A 20,420-nucleotide genomic window follows, 5' to 3' on the forward strand; every position below is an offset into this window, starting at 1 on the left:
AATCCGAAAAAAGATCGGGTATAAATTAAATGTCACGTATTAAGCATGTGGAGAATCAGTATGCTGGTGGCTTTCGAATATCCCGGTTTTGTGGCCGTAATACTTATTTGATATCCTCTCGTCGCGGGGTCCGGAGCCTGCCAATATGTTGTGAATACGCCGTTTTCATCGGTTGTTCCTGTAACGGCCATCATTCCGGATGAAGAAAATATCCCTCCCCCGGATTCCAAACGGACCGTGGCGGATTGAACGGGAACGGCATTGGCATTGGTCACCAGTACCCGCATTTCCGTGGTGCCACCAGGAGATACGGTCCAGGGATGTACCGAGCTGTCAACGACAAGACTGGTATCCGCCCCCGGTAGTACCTTGAAATCCTGAGAAGTAATTCCCGTCGGATATCCTGCACAGTCCGGAGGGGCGGCGGAGAGCATGGAGAGTCTCTCCGGCAGGATACTGCCCGCAGAGGGAGCTAATGTCGGGATGACAAACCCCTCGGCCGGGGAAGGAGGAGGATCAACCACCGCCAGTGTCAGCCAGAACACCACACACCCGACAATAATGACGATACCGATAATTCCCACCCACATTTTTATCGTCTCTGTCATTTTCCGCACCATTTTAAAAATATAAATTTCGCTATATAATAATAAAGTTATTGTCTATCTATCCCGAAATTTTATACCCGATCATTACAGGTGACCCGGACAGGCAATCCTGTGGAGCAGACGCAGAGATACATCCCCGACACACCCGGATCCCCGTACGACGACGAAATAAGATCCGGGAGGATTCCGGCGGGGATGAACACGTGAAAGAGGGCGATCTGCAGACGGGCGAGCGGGAGCGCGACGATAACAGAGAAACAGTGTCGTCCGGTCCCGCCGGAAAGCTCACGGATACTCTGCCTGAGCAGTATGCCGGGTGACGGGGTGTCAGGCCGGTATGGCGGGCGGGATAAAAGAAATGAGGATTTATTTAAAAGAATTCAGGTCATATCAAGCACGTCATGGTGCCATCAATGGAGGTGCCGCTGGATACCGATAAGGTCCGCCTGACGAAGGAGCACGAGACCTACCTCTCCACGCTGTACGGCAAGCCCTGGATGCCCGTGCCGGGGACCCGATCCTGGGCGATACATTCGCCGACGACGTCGTCCGCCGCATCGACTTCGACTTCGAAAAGCTGAATCTCCCGAAAGGAGGCTCGATCACGCTCCCGATCAGGGCGAAGCACCTGTATTTGTGGACGAGGGAGTTCCTCGACACCCATCCGGAGTCAACGGGCACCCGATGCTTTTTCATAACAGATTATAACTCATATAGCGTAGATTTGGTAAACGACGATAGTCAACAGGTCACTCGCCGAACCCCACATTACCCCGGGAAAATCCACCATTTAAAGAACACATTACTATCCTGGTATCCCCGGCATCGCCCTGCTCGGCGCAGTCGTCCTCATATGCGGCTGCACTGAGAATAGTAACGCACTAGCCGATCAACCCGTCCACGTCGCCGCCACCTGCGATGTCCGGGTCATCGACAGGGACGGCAACCCGATTTCAGGAGTCCCGGTCTCATTCACCTCGATAAAGTGTACCGGAACAACGCCATAGGACGGCAGTGAATTCAATTTCCAGCGTTCCAACGAATCGAATGAGGGGGCGACCTGCACCGTCGGCTCTAACCTCCGCGAGCGTTACATCGGCTTCACCGTCGAGGACGCCATCTCGCTGTCCTCATCCATTCCCGGCGACATCAGGGTCAGTGCCGTAATCGGCTACGAGGAGGCGAAGAATCGGGCGGGAGGAACGGGTGCCGCAGTGATCACCCAAGCGATCACCCTCAAGATCCCCTATGGGGTCTAATAACTCAGCCGCCGATGATGCTCCCCCTGAACTGAGAGCTCCTCTCTGTAAAATAAAAGATCCCTCACAATAGTCCCGAATATCCCTTCTTTCTCCTTTGCACTCTTTATTCTGCGGCCAAATTTGAGTAAATATATATACTTTACAGGTTTGGATAAAGTAAGCCAAAAAAAGAGGGCTGACCTTGAAATCCCAGACAACGCCAACGATACGCGGTTCCTGTGCCCGCGTCAGGTATGATCATCATGTTCGTGCTGTTGTGGCGATCGTGCTCATCCTGTGTCTTATCATTCCCGGTGTGAGTGCACTTGCGACCTGCCGGCCACCGTGCGAATGCATGCGTGAGGAGGAAGCGATAGAACGGTTCGGCCGCGATGAATACGTGCAATGCGACGAACAAGCCTGCAGCTATCTCACGATTGACCGGACCACGAGGATTCCTATGTACTGCTTCCAGCCACTGCAGTTTCCCTTCACGCGGGCCACCCCCATTGTGACGCGGACACCTACCCCGACCCCGACAAAGGAGATCCCGATCACCACGGTCACGCCGACACCCACACCTCAGATTCTGGTGAAACCCACACCGCTCACGGATGTGCTGACAACCGTCACCCCCACCCCGGTGAGCGTGGCCTTAAAGGATTCCGACAAGGACGGCATCTTTGATATCCAAGACAACTGCCCGTACGTCGCGAATGCCGATCAGCTCGACGCGGAGGTCGAAGTGCAGTGCGGACCTGCGCCCAGCATCAACACGCCGCCGGTCTGTATCCCGGTCCATGTCGGCGACGGGGTCGGGGATGCATGCGACAACTGCCCGGATGTCATCAATCCCGACCAGAAGGACACCGACAAGGACGGGCGGGGAGATGCGTGTGACAACTGCCCGACGGTCGCCAATCCCGACCAGAAGGACACCGACAACGAAGGGGTGGGCGATGCGTGCGACAACTGCCCGAATGTCTACAATCCCGACCAGAAGGACACCAACAAGGATGGCAATGGAGATGCATGTGACTGCAATGACGGCGTAAAAGGCGGCAATGAACAGGACATCGACTGTGGCGGGTCCTGCCCGCTGCCCTGCGATGTCTGCGGCGCCGCCGTACTCCCCGCACAATTTGACTACCGCGAGTGGAAGGGGAATAACTGGCTCACGATGGTAAAGGATCAGGCAGTCTGCGGGTCCTGCTATGCCCATTCGGCAATCGGTGCGATGGAGGCAAAATACAACCTCGAACAGAATTACCTCTGGTACCTCAACCTCGCCGAGCAGCAGTACGTCTCTCCCTGCTTTTCGAATGTGGGGTCCTGCATGGGGGGAGACACGAGTGCGGTCCTCGCCCACCTGAAGAAAGACGGTGTGGTCACCGAGGCATGCTTCCCGTATACGTCCACGAACTGCGTCCACCACGAACCGGACCCGATACCCGAAGACCCAGGCCACCAGAAGATGGTCTGCAACTTCGCCGGGCACTGCTCCCAGCCGCAGACCTGCTCACCCTGCGCCAACCCCTTTGAGACGTGGACGATCACGGATTACAATTATTTCACGGGGACCGTTGAGCAGGTGAAACGCAATCTCGTCTGCAACGGCCCTCTTGACGTCTGTTCCGGCGAATGGTGGCACTGCGTCGTGCTCGTCGGATGGGATGATACCCAGAATTCCTGGATCATCAAGAACAGTTGGGGGAACGGCTGGCAGGACAACGGCTACGGCCTCATCGCCTTTGACAGTAAAATCGGGAAGGATTTTTTGAACAATACCTATTCGGTCAGTGGCGTGGGGGTGATCTGAGATGAAGCACGCACGATGCATCGTACTCCTTCTGATCACAGCATCCCTGCTCGCTCCGGGGGCCACAGCGCTCCTGAACCCGGCGGCGGTCTACTGTGACCAACTGAACTATACCTACACCGTCGAGAGCGGCGAGAACGGTGACCGGGGCTACTGCGTCGTCGACAGCGGCGCACGCATCGATGCCTGGGAGTTCCTCAGGGGCGAAGAGGGCACCGAGTACGGCTATTGTGAACGGAAGGGCTACGCCACTAAAACCATCACCGATCCGGCGGTATGTGGCGGCATCTACTCCGACGCATGTGCGGTCTGCAAACTCCCCGACGGAACCACCATGGAAGTGACCGAACTGATGGAGCTTTCCTTCAAAGAGCCGGACCTCGTGATCCATGAGGGGGGGGCGCCGTATTCGGACGCAGCACCCATTCCCACTGCGACAGAGACACCAATCTCCCTGGTTACACCACTCTTCGGAGCGGCGGTCGCTATGATGGCGTTCGGTCGAAAAAAGGAGTAATAATGAGGAGAGGATTTCTATAAACTCCCTCCAACCAAAAGTACTTTATTTCCCATATCGATCACTAATTCATGAGCACGTTTACAAATTTCGCAATTAAGAGCGAATAGAAACATATTGCTGAATGGGGAGATCGATTGGGTGACGTAGAGAAGATGATTGACTGGGAACAATTCCGTCCTATCATCAAAGACCTCTCTACAAACAATACAGAAAAGGGTGGCCGTCCGAATCTCGACGTGATCGAGCTCAGGAGATGCCTGTATCCGGACCGCCACGACTACGAGATGATCGGCTCTTCGGTGACCGAGCTGCAGTGGCTCGACGGCATCGCGGGAGACAGGCCCGTGCTCGTGGTCGCCGAGGGACTGGTGGAGTACCTGCACGAGAAGGATGCGGTGGCGCTTTTTACCCGGATCACCGGACAGTTCCCGGGCGGCCAGATCATCTTCGACACCTACAGCCGGCTCACGGTGCGGGTGATCAACCTTGCGGTGAAGCTGGCCTCACTGCGGTCGAAACCCACGGCAACCGGCACCCCCGTGCATCTGCCGTGGGGCATCGACGATCCGCGGGAGCTCGAAAGGCTGGTTCCGGGCCTCCGGCTCGTGTCGGCCGTCCCCTTCCTGACCATGCCCGAGCTGGTCAGGCGGCTCGCGTATTCGCGGGTGCAGGCCCTGGCGTACCGCGTGCTGGAACAGTGCGGGTGGTACAGGCGCTCGATGCAGCACTTTCGGTATGAGTTCTGACTGGATTATTCTATGTGTCGCTATGGGTGAGGGACTGGGGCCTGCCGCTGGATTCTCGTACTACGGCCGGATGAGATCCGAGGGGATTCCGGCATGGATGATCACCGGAAAGAGTGGGGGGTTGGGTGTATCCGTCTTCCCGGCTGGGCGTTCTCTGCATTCCATTTGCCGAGTGGGGTAAAAAATGTTCGCGGTGCGGGAGCAAGTGCAATTCAGAGATCTATTGCATAAAAATTATATTCCGAAATAAACATACAAATTTTTTGGTAGACAGAACAATGTTAGTATAAAGAGACTAAAAGAATAAAAGATAAATTTAGTTTCTATTACGAAAAATGTGAAAAAATATTACAGCATTATATGGTTAGGATGTGCATATAGAAAATGAATGATTAAAAACGGGGGATCAAATGGAGCCAAATCAAGCAAGGGGATATATCTTAGAATTTGAAGTAAAAAGGTTATTAGAGGAATCTGGTTATGTGGATGTTAAATCTGAGCGGATAAGAGGTCGAGGAGCAAACCATCAAATTGACTCTTATGGGATTTTATCGATTCCGACAGCATTTATCTACCCTATTCGGCTAATATCCGAAGCAAAATTTCATTCGGACTCTATAGGATTACCTACAATTCGCAATTTTGTTGGCGTAATCAAAGATATTTCTGAAAATTATTTTGTGAAGTCGCATGAAAGAAGTTCATTACGATTTACAGATGTAGGATGTATATTTAGTGCAAGCTCTTTCACCATTGATGCTCAAGAATATGCATGGGCCCATAATATTTTTTTAGTGTCATTTTCCATGATTGAGTTAATGCAACAATTATTAACCACTATCAATGAAAGCGTTGATTCTGATCAAATGGTCAAAATATTGAAGGATCCAAATAAAAAAAGAAGAAAAAAAGAAAGAATAATAGAATCGTATAAAAAATTTTTAAAAAATAAAGAAATTGTATATCCTACATTAGTAGTAGGAATATTGGATAATGTTTATCCTGTAGTTCTTGTTGGAAATAACGGATGGATTAAGCGAGTTGTTCCACCGCGAGATACTGATAAACTTGATTCTAGAAAAGACGATAGAATTGACAATGTTATCAGCGGAACATCTCAGGAACATATTTTTGAGATTATTATTAACGAAGAACTTGTTTTTTTTAATTTACCCCACTTTGCGGCCACAAAAATTCTTAAGCGGATTGAAAAAAATAAAGATAAAATTGCTGAAATTCAGATACCTTTTAAATATAGCAATGGTACTAGTTCTGTCCGTAGAATTATTTCTTTAAATGTTAAAATGCAGATTTAAATAGTATTTTTTAATCTATAAGAATATTGTCAAATTTTGGTTACTAACTCACTCGCATTTATCGACTCATTAAGCACCGTAAGTAGAAGGTTAAAAAATTAGAAATATCTTTTAACAGGGAAAACAATTTCAATTTCTATGAACCGAGAGTACAGATTTAAACTCGGAGGATTATTCTTTTTTATTTTAATTTTCGGAGTTTTTTTATCTACCACAGAGGGATGTAACCTCATTTTCAATTCATCAAATTATCAAATGGGGTCAATACTCATAGCAATATTTGGATTGTTAGCAATTTATGCGTCATCTGAAGGATTTGGATATCTATTCAATTCCATTTTTTTTGTTCTGTGGAGCAGAATTAAACCAAGATATATTCAAGGAACAAAAGCAAGAGGATATTCAGCAGATCAAGAAAAATATTTTCATTCTGAACATATGAGAAATAGAATAGTCAAGTCGGGACAAGAGAAAATGATGAATATTCCAAAGGAAATTCAAGAATATTCTTATGAGACTTATTATTATTATTTTTTTCATAAATATGCTCCAAACAATTTAAAGGAACATATAGAACGAAGATGGACGCATTTCGCGGTAGGGATGACAGAGATTGTTGCAATTATTTTTGCATTGTTATTTTCTTTATATATAATAATTTTTGAAAAACATTGGGAACTGACCCGTATCACTTACGTAATTATTATTTTTTCAGCATTCTTTAGTATAATTTGTTTATATAATGCATTACTCTCGAGGAGAGATGCTTTAGAGATGTTAGATTTATGGATGTATGCGAATTTTGATGGTGAAGGTAAATGTATCTTCAGTAAATTCGAAAAAGAAATGAGCGATAAAAAATGATTCATGCCCTCACATTAAAAAACAGAATTCATATGTATTAGGATCCATTACTATATGATCCCTTTATCTAGGATCCCAACAACATATTTAGTTGAAGCATGGCAGAACATATTCTTCTTGTTGAACCTGATTATTATACACAATATCCACCGATTGGTTTACTAAAATTATCAACTTATGAGAAAAACCTGGGAAATACTACAGAACTGATTCGGGGCTGTGGAACTCCTATTAAAAGACCAGATAAAATTTTTATCACTAGTTTGTTTACCTGGAGCTGGAAACCTGTTTGGAGAGCAATCGGCTATTATAAAAAAAGATACCCTTCTGCACCGATTCATCTTGGCGGAATATACGCATCTTTAATGCCAAAGCACGCCAGATTATCTGGTGCTGATCACATTTGTGAAGGCATTGTCCCTGAAGCTGAGTCATTGATGCCGGATTATAGTTTAAGGCCGGAATGGGATGGGAGTATAATTTTCTCCTCAAGAGGGTGCAACAGAAAATGTGGATTTTGTGCGGTCCCTCGAATAGAAGGTACAATAAATGCATTAAAAACTTCGATAAAAGATTTTGTTTGGCCAAAACACAGCAGAATTATCTTTTTTGATAATAATTTTCTCTGGAATAAGAATAAATTCTATATTTTTAAAGAACTGCAAGAATTAGATAGATCTGTCGATTTCAATCAAGGATTGGATGCCAGACTTATAGATGAAGAAATTGCAGAATGCTTGGGAAAATTGAAATATGAAAGTTCTAATTCAATAAGACTGGCTTATGACACGATAAAAGAAAAAAAAGCAGTTGAAAATGCCATTCAACTTTTATCCGAGAATAATATCAGAAAAAGAAGAGTCTTTGTTTACGCACTTTTCAATTACGAGGACACCCCCGAGTCTTTCCTAGAGAGGGTTATTGATATTCTCAAATGGGGTGCTGTCTGCTACCCAATGCGGTTTGAGCCTTTGAAGGCTCTAGAAAAAAATACATATATTTCAGAAAATTGGACCAAAGAGAGGGTTGAGGCGGTACAGTCTGCCCGGAGAGTAATCGGTTTTGGAGGGTCTTTTCCACCTTACAAAGGACTTGTTGAAAAGTTCCAGAATGCAAGAAATTTTGATGAAGCTTTTGAATTACGTGAGGAAAAGCGAGGTCGTTAAATGAGATGTGCTTGTTGTGGGAAGAAAATTACGGGAGATTCCCATGGTCCGTTTGAAAATAATGAATATTATTGTGATAGATGCTGGAATGACCCATGCCTGTTCTTTCCTGAAAAAGTAGAAGACGTCTTAATAGAAAATGTCGAAAAGGATGGAAGATTTTTTAATGATACTATTTTGGAACTTATTGACCAATTTAGAGAACATTCAATAAATCCTAATAAAAATATTAAGAATATCTGGACGGATGTCATCGGTAAGAATTGTATCGATATTCCTGTCGTAAAAATTTATCAAAAAGGGAATGATATCTTTCTTGGAAAATTAAAAGCCTATGAGCTTTTATTGCTGTCATATGTTGAACAATGGGTCGAAGATGATGCTTCTATTCCTGGTTATCAAAGGTTATTATCAAAATCACGCAGTCGAGAAATTAAAGAATACCTTAAAAATTGTTCAATTCCTCTGATACCGTCATTACTTGGGAGCTTTCAGGAAGGTGAATATTCTGAAATTAATCCTGACATTGGCACATTAAGACTTCCAATACTACCTGGTACAATTTCATTACTAGATGGTCAACAAAGAACTGGAGGTTTTGCGGCCCTTTTTAATGAATTTAAAGACTTAATACAAAAGGGAAAATTCAAGGAAAACAAAAAATTAGAGAATTTTTATCGTAAATTGCTGACATTTGAAGTCCCAATTGTATTGATCAACACAAAGAAAATTGTTGATAACCTCATGAAAGATAACCCCAATCTTTCAAATTTGATGCCAATTGATATTGATACAGCGTTCTTCATCATAATAAATAAGACTCAAAAAGGTGTAAATGCCTCATTGAAAGATGAGCTTGCATATCGAACAATTATTGCCGGGATTGAGGGGATTCCTGTTATTGAAAAAGAACGATGGAGAACAGAAGTCGTTCCGGTTGCGAATAAATTGTGCGAAGAAGGAGCCCCACTTGAGGGACTAATAAATCAAAGTGGTATTCCTGGACTTAAAAAGCCTGTTCAACTTAACGGATTTGTAACATCGTTGAAAAATTTATATATAAATAATGAAAATTTCAAACTTTTAGATGATTATGAAAAAACATTATTTGTCTCCAATTATTGGCAAACAATACGCGATATTTTCCCATTTGCTTTTGAAAAAGATACTTACAATGAATATATTATTACAAAGTCGATAGGTGTGTATTCTTTCAATTATCTCACAACCGATGTCTTTGATTATTGTATACAAAAGAAAATTGATCCGTTAAATAAGAATAATTTATTGAATATTATTGATCTCCTTAGAAATATGGATTGGAATATCGAAACATCACCAATGGCGTTTTTCGCAGGAAAAAAGGGAGCAAAACATGCATATAAGTTATTGTTAGAACAAATTTTTCTGAATAAGGATCCTTCAAAATAAGCATCTAATGCCTATTGTTTGAAATGGAAAGACTTTATAGTTGAGGCTTTTTATTAATCTTAGGGGGAAAAATTTGAGAGCTATAGACTTGCAAAGTATAAATATTGAAGGATTGGAAAAAGGTGAAGAATTAAGTAAAACAGCACGGAAGAGATCCGATAAATATCCCGATAAAAAAATTGTGCCAAAGGCAGAATTAGATGACTGGTTTGATCAAGGATGGATAAAATATGGTACGAGTACAAAAAATCGTACAAAAATAAAAAAAGAGAAAGATATTGGCTCTGCTTTTGAAGATCAAGTTTGGTCTATTTTTTATAGAATGGGTTTTCCCGAAATGAATAAAAGTTCAAATTTTTCCATACCAAGATATGACACTGGGGTAAAGAAACAAATAGATATATTCGCTCGTGAAGAGCAATGCATATGCTTAGTTGAATGTAAAGCTGCTGAAAAGCCTCATACTAAAGTCTCATTAGGAAAAGATATTCATGAAATAGAAGCCATTAGCCATTATATAGAACAAACAATATTTGCACATTTTAAGAATAAAGGTAATAAACAAAGATTTAAAATAATCTGGATTTTGGCACTTAAAAATATTGATCTTAATCAATATGATCAAGAAAGGGCAAAAGGGGCCGGAATTACTGTTATTGACGATTCAATGGTTGAATACTATACTCTTTTATCAAAACATTTCGGTAATTCCTCAAAATATCAATTCTTGGCTGATATGCTCCCTCACAGAGAAATACCTAACTTGATTGAGCCGGTGCCAGCAATCAAAGGAAAAATGGGTAAAACAGAATTTTACTCATTTGTTATCGAACCAGAAATATTATTGAAAATTGGATATTTATCACATCGCGGAAAAACAAACGACGATTCTATAAATACATACCAAAGGATGGCAAATAAAACACGACTGAAAAAGATTGCCGAATACATTCAAGAAAAAAATGGAATTTTTCCCACCAGTATTGTAATAAATCTTGAGAATGAAAGAGGGATAATATTTGAGCCTGCAAAAAGGATGGCTGGTAAAAATGCAGTATTAGGACTTCTGCACTTACCTAATCGATATCGTTCAGCCTGGATTATTGACGGACAACATAGACTATATGCGTATTCCGATTTGGACGAAGCAAAGACAGCTACACTACCAGTCATTGCATTTATTAATTTAAAACCAGATCTCCAATCAAAACTTTTTGTTGATATAAATGGAGAACAGGTTAAAGTAAGTAAGAATCTTTTAACAGACTTATATGCTAATTTACATTGGAATTCTGATAAACCAAATGAGCAGTTATTAGCCTTGAATTCCGTTCTTATAAAAAAATTAGATACAGATCCTAAGTCTCCCTTGAGAGATAGAATCAAAGATGTAAGTGGTCGAAATTCCCGGGATAAAAATATTACACCAACCACAATAGACGATGAATTAAAAAAATCAAAATTGATTGGATATACTCTCAACAAGAAAGAAAAATACATTAGTCAGGGTCCTCTTTTTAAAGGAGATTTAGAGTCTTCATGCCTACATGCAAAGGATGTAATTTGTGATTATTATTCATTATTTTTAGAGAATGAGCAAGTAAATAAACAATGGGAACTTGGAAATTCTGAAGGTGGATATTTACGGACTAATCAAGGCATAAAATCTACCTTAAAACTATTGGGCTTGATATTATACCATCTCGAACATGTTGACGGAATTGAAGTTAGGCATCTTAACAGTCAAAAATTAAAACCACACATTGGAAAATATATCAAACCAGTAGTTGATTATCTTGCAGATGCTCCCCCACATATTCTTCTTGATTATAGAAGATCTACTGGAGAAAGTGGCGTAAAAAATAGCACTTTTGCTTTAGTTACTGAAATAAATAAAGTCTATCCAAAATTTAAGCCTCAGGGATTTGCGGAATATATTGAACGTACTGATACTTCCAATAATGCTCAAGCTTACGATATATCATCAACGTTAGAAATTGAAACGCTCCAAAATGTAATATTAACACTAAAAAAGGAATTTGGAGAAAATATTGAACAGTGGTGGGTAAATGGCGTAAAACGTAAAATTCGACAAGATGCGGAAGGCCGCGCTCATGCTGATGGAGATTATAGTCAGGCATATGAAAAATATATTTATCTCATTGATTTGAAAGAAATCATTTCAGATAATTGGAATTTATTTGGGGACACCTATACTATTAATGCCAAAGCAAATGATCCAAAAAAGAAAAAATTAGAATGGTTTAATAAAGTGAACGAGATTAGAAATATCGTTGCACATCCGTCAAAAGGTGGCGTGAATGATGAGCAGTTAGCTTATTTACAAAAAATTTTAGCAGAACTTTCGGAGAAGTTATCAAATATTTAGCAATATTACTTTGAATTTTGGATAGAGAGAAAATATTTACATTCAAAACCAATAAATTCTCTCCAATTGTCTCAATTATGCTTTAATCGCTTAATATCACTTTAATTTGGAGATGATTTATATTGATGGCCAGTCGATTAACTTGAAGTGACCGCAGATTTTTTATTGAACCGCAAGCAGAACGGGGGAAAATTTTTAAAATGACTTCTTCGGGAGCCGAATGCCTGTGGGATATCAAAAACATCGGCTTTAACAATATTGACTATTTACATGAAGCAAACCTAGGAATGATCTGCCTTGTCTATGAGTCTTCAGGAGTGATTCAGGTTTTTGATTTTAACAGTCATCTACCTGATTGACAGAACGAGATAGGGAAGAAGGATTTAATAAGGACTGAGAAGCACCACCGGTGCCTCCACTATTGAAGCTGTGATGCAGCCTTAAAATAAAATCGTGAATTTTATATTTAGAAGTTCTCACGACATCATAAGCAACGTATATAAAAAAAATATATATTTTTGCAAACAAACATTCAATATGAAGTTTACTAATGAAGTTATCGGTGCAAAACTATTAGAATCAATAACTGGCGGATTATATGACGGTAATTTAAATTGTATTCGAGAATATGTCCAGAATGCGATTGATCATGAGGCAAATAATATCTCTATACGTCTCGAAATGGGAGGACGGAATCTCATCATCCGAGACGACGGCTCAGGGATGGATATAGTAAAAATCAAGCAAGCATTATCAATTGGAATCTCTGAAAAAGACGAGAGTATGGCAGGTTGGAGGGGGATCGGAATATGGAGTGGTGTTCCTGCGTGCCTTCAACTTGTAATTATCACTAAAGAGCGAAATAAAGCCAAATTCCGAATTGAAATAAATAATGAGAAAATAAGAGAATATTATGAGAGTAATAAGCCTATTTTAGAAGTATTGTCAGTCTCAATAAGTGATCCCCTTAAAGTGCCTTTAGAAACAGAGGAAACATTAGCAGACACTCATTTTACTGAAATACGATTAGAATCGATTTTATCCACCCAATCAAGTTTCTTTCAAAAAGATAAAATTAAAAGCTACTTACAAAAGGTTGTTCCAGCGCCATTCGATGAGAAAAAATTCAAATTTGCAGAAGAAATCAATAAATTGCTAACTGACAACCTCGTTCAATATAAAGAAGCAAATATAACTTTCAATGGAGAGAAGATATTTAGAGCTCCTTTTGAGAGTGATTGTTATTTTGAGGAAATTCTTAAACCAGTCTTTAAAGATAAAAATTCCAAACCTATTGCAGTTGGATGGTTATTGCCATCCAATCAGAGAAAAGACGCAAAATATCCAAAAACAGGAATATTATTTAAAAAGAAAGGATTTACTATTGGTGATGAAAACTTCTTAAGACAATTTTTTACTGACACGTATCATCAATGGTATTACGGAGAGATTCATATTGTTTCCAAAGATATTAGAGAGAATGCTGCCCGAAATAACTTTGAATACAATCACGGGAAAATACAAGAATTTATCGATGAAATAAAAAATCAGGCTTCCTCTTGGGAAAATGTTAACAGATATCGTGTGGACAGAGGAAAATCCGATAAAATAAAGAACATTCAATCTTTGATAGAATCTGGCGATATTTCAAAAGCAAAAAAGGAAGTGAAAAAATTAGAGGGTGGATTACAAAAAAAACCGAGAAGTTATCCAAAACCTAACTATCTACTGCCTCTAAAAGGACATATTGATGATATCCATAATAAAAATATGGCAGATCTTTCTGAAATAAAAATTAAAATTGACTATATTAAAAAAGAAGAAGAATCTGACTCTCTTAAGCATATGAGAGAGCTGTATCAAAAAATGGTTGAGACATATCCAGAACCAATGAAAAAAGACATTAAACGTGTGAAAAAAGGCCATGAAGACGATATAATCATTTCTGCAACTGATCCCATTCAAGATCTTATTATGAAGAAGACAGGGCTCAACGAAAGGCAATTCCGTGAACTATCACGGAAGGCTTTTGGTTGGAATAAAGTGCTCCCCCTTGGAGAACCGTTGATCATAATCGATAGCTCAAATAGTGAAGTAAATAGAAGATTTGGAGTCCTGTTATATACAATTCATGATTTATTTGAGAATAAATTTAAACACGAGCGCGGTCTTGAAACATTCAAATGGTACCATGATGCCACTGAAGAAGGGAAGACAATTATGAGAATGCAGCTAAATGCAATTCTCCATTTCTGCTATCGGATGATCGATGAGGCTGACATAAGGAAAAGTGGGGACCCTAAATCCTGATTATAAAGGATTCCATATTTTAATTTTTATGGACACAATCTTTAGAAAGTATTAGTGTATTGGTATTAAGACCAAGAAAAGTCAAGCAGGCTATCTGTTGGGATTGTTTATATTTATTCGGGAGTTGCATTGGAGTCTTATATCCCAGTTTCTGAATCTGACGTTCACAACTAAACCAGTAATATAAAATCAGATTCGCGATGAGAGATTCTAGCTAATATATTTAGGATGAAACTCCGGAAAAAACCCTTACAAAAAAACAAAAAAATTTAGCCGAAGAGGGCCCCGAGGCCGGCCATGCCGCCTTCCTCGTCTTCCTTCTCTTCTTCCTCTTCCTCTTCCTCAACAGCGGCCTCGGCGGGTGCTGCTGCGGCGGGGGCGGCTGCGACCGCGACGGGGGCCGCGGCGGCCTTGCTGATGGCTTCCTCGATGTTGACACCGTCGAGTGCGGCCACGAGGGCCTTCACGCGGGCTTCTTCGACGTCGATACCGGCTGCTGCGAGGACTGCCTTGACGGACTCCTCGGATACTTCCTTGCCTGCGTTGTGCAGGAGAAGGGCTGCATAGATGTACTCCATTTTATTCACCTTTGTTTGTATGATGGTTTCGAATTAATTTCCTTCAACGATACTTCTGACTGCGAGCATCTCACGGTACGCCCGTGCGATGATCAGGTCGACCACGTCCTTTTCGTAGATGCTTGCCTCGACCGCAAGGTTCCGGGCCTCCATCGCCGCCTTTCCGATGATCGGCACGATTGTCTGTGCCGTCGGGATGGCTGCGTTGACGGAGAGGTTGAACGCCTGCTGTGCTGCGAGCACCACGTTTGCGTAGTAGAGCGACTCGTCGATGGCGAGCATGGACGGTTCGTACATGCTTCCGTCGTAGAACGCGACCTGCAGGTTGAGACCCACGTCGATCGGGCGGATGTCGAGTTTCGCGAGGACGTCGGCCATCTTCTTGCTGATCGTCTCGCCCTTCTTCACCACCGTCTTCGTCTCGCGGATCTTGACCTTGCCGCCTTCGATTGCGGCGGGAATGCCTGCCTGCTGAAGTTCTCCCACGATCGGGCCCGGCTTAAAACTCGTCGGCCCTTTCGAAATCACGACATCTTCAGGGGCGACATCGCCCGGCTTTGCGACCATCTTCGTCTTGGTCTGCTCAAGGCGCTTAAACAGCCTGAACGGGTTTTCGTTCGTGTAGATCAGCGCACTCTGGCCGTCGAGATACGACGAGACCGGTTCGATCTCGCCGCCCATCTCGGAAAACGCGTGCTCGATAAGCGTGTTCCGCGTCATCTTCAGCACGGCGGTGCCGCGGATGTCACGGCGCATCTGCTGGATCTGCTTCGCGGGGATCCCGTAGAGGTCGACAAGACCTACGAGCGCGTATTCGCCTGCATACTGCTTGATCAGCTCGACTTCGTCCCGTTTCCACTGCGGTAAATGAGTGGTATATAATGCCATTTACATCACCCTGTGTGCAGGACCCATGGTCGTCTTGACATAGACGGAGCGGATATTCATCGCCCCGTTCTCGAGAACGGATTCGACACGCCGTAAGACGGCATCGATGTTCTCTGCAATCGGTTCGGCGTCCATGCCGGTCGTACCCACCTTCACGTGGAACGTTTTCTTGTCCCGGGTCCTGAACTTGACGGACTTCCGGAGACGCTCAACAATCGGCCTGATATCCATGCCCGGTGTAATGGGCATCGGCATCTTGCCGCGGGGACCGAGCCGGGGACCCAGCCATCGGCCGACAAGCGGCATCACGGCTGTTTCCGCAAGGAAGAACCGGTATTCTCCGGCAATCTTGCGTGCCTCGCGTGGCTCACCGCCCAGACGTTCGATCTCCTCCGATCCGATGATCAGCTCGACACCCGCTTCCTTTGCCTGCGTGGTGATGTCGCCTTTCCCGAGCACGGCGATCTTTTCAGTCCGGCCCGTGCCGTTCGGTAGAAGCATCGTTTCATCAATACGGTTTTTAGGCTGCGCCATGTCGATGTTCCTGAGGTTGATCGTGATATCCACGCTCTCCTGGAACTTCCGTTCAGGCGCTCCGTCTATCGCCGCTTTCACGGCTTTAAGAATCTGTGCCCTTTCTACCATTGTGTACCTCCATAGTGCTGCGACCTATTCGATCTTCTATGGGTTTTCATCAACTCTATGCATTCAGGATACTGTCGAATTCGCCTGCATCAATGAGCGGAAAGAGCTCTTTCGGCCTCTTCCCGTCCACCGTGACGCCGAGGCTCACGCACGTTCCGACGACCTCCTTGACGGCGGTCCGGATTTCGTACGAGAGCATGTCGTCGAACTTCATGCGGGCGATCCTGACAGCGGCCTCGAGCGGAAGGTCTCCCACAACCTGCACATTGGGTTCTGCTGAACCCTTTGTGATGCCACACTCCTTCATAACGAGTGCGGTTGTGGGGGGGATCCCGACGGAAATCGTGAAGTTCTTCTTGTCGTCCACCTCGACGGTGACGGGCACCTGCATGCCGTTGAACCCGGCTGTTTTTGCGTTGATCTCGTCAACAACAGCCTTCACGTTAATTCCGAGGGGTCCGAGGGCAGGTCCCAGAGGGGGACCCGCCGTTGCCTTTCCGCCGGCAACCAGTACCTCGACCACTTCTCCCATGGTATATCTCCATGCCGTTCCCCGTACGGGTACATAGCTTGGGTTAGATTAGGTCGGCGCGCGAGGACTTAAAGGTTTCAAATCGGGAGACGGAAAAAAAGGATCAGGCGTCGTCATCGCGGCGGTCGATGACGCGCACGTTGTCGCCCCGCACCGTGATGGGGATGGGCACCATGCTCTCGTAGAGTTCCACGGTAATTTCTTCCTTTCCGGTATCAACACGTTTGACGACCGCTTTTTCGCCCTTGAAGGGACCTGCGATCAGCTCGACGATCGTGCCCTCCTCGATCCCGCTGACGACGGGCTTCGGGGAGAGGAAGTGCTGGACCTCGCCGAACGAAGTGTCGCCGTGCAGGACGGCCCGCGCATGAGGCACCATTTCCACGAGCTGTTCAATCCGGGCGATCTCGTCGGGGCTCTCCACGAGCACGTACCCCCTGAGTTCGTCGGGCACCATAACGGCGAAGACCCGGATCTCGCTGTGCTCGCGAACCGCTTTTTCGATATTGTCGGCGACGGTACGCTCCTGTTTCGCCGTCGTCTTTATCGCATAGACCTTGTTTTCGGATTCGTTCATGTCCGTCATCGTCATCAGTTCGGGAGGACGATCATCAGCTCATAGACGATGAATCCCACAAGACCGAGGATCATGATGCCGAGAGCGGCAACGATCGCGATCTTGGAGAACTCGTCGCGGGCCGGTGTCCGTGCAAGTTTCAGGACGCGGATATATTTCTTGAAGAGTTCCTCTTCCAGCTTTAAATTCAGTGCCATATTCGTTCACTTCAGGAAATCGATATCGAATTCTTTCATCATCTGGCGCATTCCGCCCTCGCTCCGCCCGTAGATCTGGGGGGAGCGGACGCCGGTGACCACGAGCATCGTACGCATCTTGTGCTGCATATCGGGATCGACCTGGGCACCCCAGATAATCCGTGCCGTGGGATCGATGCGCTCGTATACTTCCTCGATGACTCCTTCCGCCTCGGCCATCGTCATGTCCGGGCCGCCGACGACGTTGACGAGGGCGGCGGTCGCACCGGAGATATCGACATCAAGGAGCGGGGAGCGGAGCGCTTTTTTGACCGAGTCGGTCGCCTTGTCTTCGCTGTCGCTTTCGCCCATGCCGATCATGGCGACGCCGCCGCGCTCCATGACGGTCCGGACGTCGGCAAAGTCGAGGTTCACGAGACCCGGCATCGTGATCAGTTCGGTGATTCCCTTGACCGCACGCATCAGGACTTCGTCCGATACCTTGAATGCGGCGTAGAGCGGGAGGCGCGGCACGACTTCGAGCAGGCGATCGTTGGGCACCACAATCACCGTGTCGGCAACATCGCGAAGCCGCTCGAGGCCGGCTTCGGCATTCTCCATCCTGATGGCACCCTCCGCAACAAAGGGGAGTGTCACCACCGCAATCGTCAGGGCCCCCTCGTCCCGTGCCGCCTTGGCAATGATCGGGGCGGACCCCGTGCCCGTCCCTCCTCCGAGACCGGCCGTAATGAAAACCATGTCGCACCCCTCGACGGCAGAGTGGATCTCCACCTCGTTTTCAAGGGCGGCCTCTTCACCCACCTGCGGGATGGAGCCGGCCCCGAGACCCCGGGTGCGCTGCTTTCCGATAAGGATTCTCCTGTCGGCCTGCGCCCTGATAAGATGCTGGGCATCGGTATTGATGGCGATGAGCTTCGCGCCGTGGATGCCCTCCTCGGACATGCGGCTGATGGTGTTGGATCCGCTCCCGCCGCAGCCGATGACGGCGATCTGGGTCTGCAGTTCCTTCAGGATCTCCTCGAGCTCCTGGTCATACTGTGGTCCGTCCACGATCATATCATTCGCCCGTGTTAGTGCCTCTTCCACAATCGATTTCATAAATATCTCTCCAGTCCCGGGACACGGATTATGCTCTCACTGCATGTCGAAACCATCTCGGGTGTGACGGTCGTTCCGCCGATGTCAACGGAAACGCCCTCCGCAAGCCTGCCGAACAGCGGTCCGGCGGTGACCCCCGCTTCGCGCGCCTTCCGGGGGTCAAAGCGTACACGCCGGATGATGAGGCGGTCGCCCTCGACTGCAGTGTTTTCACTACTGATAATGATTTTTACGCAGGACGTTATTAAATCATGTATTATCCGTGATCGATGCTCCCTGAATGTGAGAAACCGGGGAAGCATGATGCCCCCCTCCGGGATGAGGTGGCCTGCAGGAATTTCCGAAAGCATCTCCAGAAAACGCTTTTGATCGGATTTCAGCGCTTCTCCGAGGAGAATCGGGTCAATATCGACGATCACAGGCGTTCCCGCCCCCGAGAGGGCATTGGTATGCAGACGCGCTCCCGGCACCATTTTTTCGACACACGCCCGTAACGCGCTGTATGCGTCCCATTCGAGAGCTCCGATCCCGAGAATCTCACTCTCGCTCAGGCATACCAGCCCCTCCTCCGTGCAGAGCGACTCAAGCCTCCGGAATACCGCTCTGGAAACGGCTTTCCGGTCGATATACGCCGCAACCGCACCGGTCCTGTCACGCATCAGCCGCACCATCCCGCGATCGATCTCCTCCGCCTGCCGGGAATGTGCAATGTGGCCGAACGCTGCCCGCGACGAGAGCGCGATGCTCGTCTGGCGGGCCGCATAATGGTTTCCTCCGAAGCCCACAAAAGGAATCGTCCCGGTGGGATCTGCGGCGAGAATGCTGTGCGCAACTGCGTCCGCTGCCGCGGGATCGCGCCACTCCTTTTCCGTGCTTCCGATTTCCACGAACAGGGACGGCGTCATGATGTCGGACGGGCCGTGATGGGTCACCTCGTAGGAGACCCGGTATCCTTCCGGAGCGGCCGCGGGGAGATTGTTCAGAATCGCATGCATCCATGCGGGTGCCGCCCGGGCAAGCGATCGCGGCGCCCCCCCGTAGTCCGCGGTGGTAATGTTGCCCGTTACATGGACCGTGAGGGCGGGCACCGCCTGTATGCTCGTGTGCCGGGAGATGAAGATGAAGACGTCTGCAGCGATCCGCTCGTCGAGACCCTCCTCGTAAATCAGCCGCCCCCCGGTTTCCAGAAAGACAAAACGGTTTCCGGCGTGAACGACCGGTTCTGCGCCGGGATTCTCAAGCACGTCGAGCAGGCGGGCCCGGATCGCGGCCCCTGCCGGGTCCTGCGCCGAATTGATAAGGGCAATCTGCATGGTTGTCATCTCGCGGGGGAACCAGACCGTTGCCGCACCGCGGGAAGATTCCGGCAGGCAGGCATCGGGAAACAGATTAGTATTGCCCGGGGATCTGCTTTACATCTTCGGGCACCCGGCCGGCGAGCCGTCCAATCCGTTGACAAAACAGCAGGGTAAACCATATTTTACCACAGCGTGAC

At 46.2% G+C, this 20,420-nt stretch carries 20 protein-coding genes; 10 read left to right on the forward strand and 10 right to left on the reverse strand.

All coding sequences use genetic code 11. From position 1 onward, the window contains the following. Positions 1-32 precede the first annotated feature (32 nt). On the reverse strand, positions 33-620 hold the full coding sequence (locus tag APR53_09430; protein KQC04795.1) for a hypothetical protein: 588 nt from the start codon (positions 618-620) through the stop codon (positions 33-35). 454 nt (positions 621-1,074) lie between these two features. Beyond that, entirely contained in the window at positions 1,075-1,272 is a 198-nt protein-coding gene (locus APR53_09435; GenBank protein KQC04796.1) for a hypothetical protein, read from the reverse strand. An 854-nt stretch (positions 1,273-2,126) separates the two neighbouring features. Between APR53_09435 and APR53_09440 the strand changes: the two genes are divergently transcribed. The 9 genes from APR53_09440 to APR53_09480 all read left to right on the forward strand — a co-directional run bounded on the left by APR53_09440 (position 2,127) and on the right by APR53_09480 (position 14,410). Next, positions 2,127-3,668, forward strand: coding sequence for a hypothetical protein (locus APR53_09440; protein KQC04797.1), 1,542 nt, complete (start codon positions 2,127-2,129; stop codon positions 3,666-3,668). Position 3,669: 1 nt separating this feature from the next. Next, positions 3,670-4,185: a hypothetical protein gene (locus tag APR53_09445; GenBank protein KQC04798.1), complete on the forward strand. Its 516-nt coding sequence runs from the start codon at positions 3,670-3,672 to the stop codon at positions 4,183-4,185. A 155-nt stretch (positions 4,186-4,340) separates the two neighbouring features. Beyond that, the gene (locus APR53_09450) at positions 4,341-4,934 is read left to right on the forward strand and encodes a hypothetical protein (GenBank protein ID KQC04799.1); all 594 of its coding nucleotides are present in this window, start codon (positions 4,341-4,343) and stop codon (positions 4,932-4,934) included. An 806-nt stretch (positions 4,935-5,740) separates the two neighbouring features. Next, a complete protein-coding gene (locus tag APR53_09455) occupies positions 5,741-6,250 on the forward strand; it encodes a hypothetical protein (GenBank protein ID KQC04800.1) in 510 nt (169 codons plus the stop codon). Between the two features lie 438 nt (positions 6,251-6,688). Then, a complete protein-coding gene (locus tag APR53_09460; GenBank protein KQC04801.1) occupies positions 6,689-7,114 on the forward strand; it encodes a hypothetical protein in 426 nt (141 codons plus the stop codon). A 437-nt stretch (positions 7,115-7,551) separates the two neighbouring features. After that, positions 7,552-8,280, forward strand: coding sequence for a hypothetical protein (locus APR53_09465; GenBank protein ID KQC04802.1), 729 nt, complete (start codon positions 7,552-7,554; stop codon positions 8,278-8,280). Further along, positions 8,281-9,711 (forward strand): hypothetical protein, encoded by a 1,431-nt coding sequence (locus APR53_09470; GenBank protein KQC04803.1) that lies wholly within the window; start codon positions 8,281-8,283, stop codon positions 9,709-9,711. It abuts the gene before it with no gap. Positions 9,712-9,892: 181 nt separating this feature from the next. Beyond that, on the forward strand, positions 9,893-12,100 hold the full coding sequence (locus tag APR53_09475) for a hypothetical protein (protein ID KQC04804.1): 2,208 nt from the start codon (positions 9,893-9,895) through the stop codon (positions 12,098-12,100). A 681-nt stretch (positions 12,101-12,781) separates the two neighbouring features. Continuing rightward, a complete protein-coding gene (locus APR53_09480; GenBank protein KQC04805.1) occupies positions 12,782-14,410 on the forward strand; it encodes a hypothetical protein in 1,629 nt (542 codons plus the stop codon). Positions 14,411-14,679: 269 nt separating this feature from the next. Here the strand turns inward: APR53_09480 and rpl12p are convergent, their stop codons facing one another. The 8 genes from rpl12p to APR53_09520 form a co-directional block, all read right to left on the reverse strand. Beyond that, positions 14,680-14,988, reverse strand: a complete 309-nt coding sequence (gene rpl12p, locus APR53_09485) for a 50S ribosomal protein P1 (protein ID KQC04806.1) — start codon at positions 14,986-14,988, stop codon at positions 14,680-14,682. A 33-nt stretch (positions 14,989-15,021) separates the two neighbouring features. Next, entirely contained in the window at positions 15,022-15,876 is an 855-nt protein-coding gene (gene rplP0 / locus APR53_09490; protein KQC04807.1) for an acidic ribosomal protein P0, read from the reverse strand. Further along, the gene (locus tag APR53_09495; GenBank protein KQC04808.1) at positions 15,877-16,521 is read right to left on the reverse strand and encodes a 50S ribosomal protein L1; all 645 of its coding nucleotides are present in this window, start codon (positions 16,519-16,521) and stop codon (positions 15,877-15,879) included. 55 nt (positions 16,522-16,576) lie between these two features. Next, entirely contained in the window at positions 16,577-17,053 is a 477-nt protein-coding gene (locus APR53_09500; protein KQC04809.1) for a 50S ribosomal protein L11, read from the reverse strand. A gap of 103 nt (positions 17,054-17,156) precedes the next feature. Continuing rightward, entirely contained in the window at positions 17,157-17,639 is a 483-nt protein-coding gene (locus APR53_09505; GenBank protein ID KQC04830.1) for an antitermination protein NusG, read from the reverse strand. A 5-nt stretch (positions 17,640-17,644) separates the two neighbouring features. After that, a complete protein-coding gene (locus APR53_09510; GenBank protein KQC04810.1) occupies positions 17,645-17,827 on the reverse strand; it encodes a preprotein translocase in 183 nt (60 codons plus the stop codon). A 6-nt stretch (positions 17,828-17,833) separates the two neighbouring features. Further along, positions 17,834-18,925, reverse strand: coding sequence for a cell division protein FtsZ (locus APR53_09515; protein KQC04811.1), 1,092 nt, complete (start codon positions 18,923-18,925; stop codon positions 17,834-17,836). Then, positions 18,922-20,238, reverse strand: coding sequence for a D-tyrosyl-tRNA(Tyr) deacylase (locus APR53_09520; GenBank protein KQC04812.1), 1,317 nt, complete (start codon positions 20,236-20,238; stop codon positions 18,922-18,924). The genes APR53_09515 and APR53_09520 overlap by 4 nt, the downstream gene beginning before the upstream one ends. On the opposite strand from APR53_09520, the gene APR53_09525 reads away from it, so the two are divergent. Further along, positions 20,237-20,419, forward strand: coding sequence for a hypothetical protein (locus APR53_09525; protein ID KQC04813.1), 183 nt, complete (start codon positions 20,237-20,239; stop codon positions 20,417-20,419). The genes APR53_09520 and APR53_09525 overlap by 2 nt on opposite strands. Position 20,420: the final 1 nt, after the last annotated feature.

Origin of the sequence: Methanoculleus sp. SDB, from assembly GCA_001412355.1 — an archaeon.
Taxonomy (GTDB): Archaea; Halobacteriota; Methanomicrobia; order Methanomicrobiales; family Methanomicrobiaceae; genus LKUD01.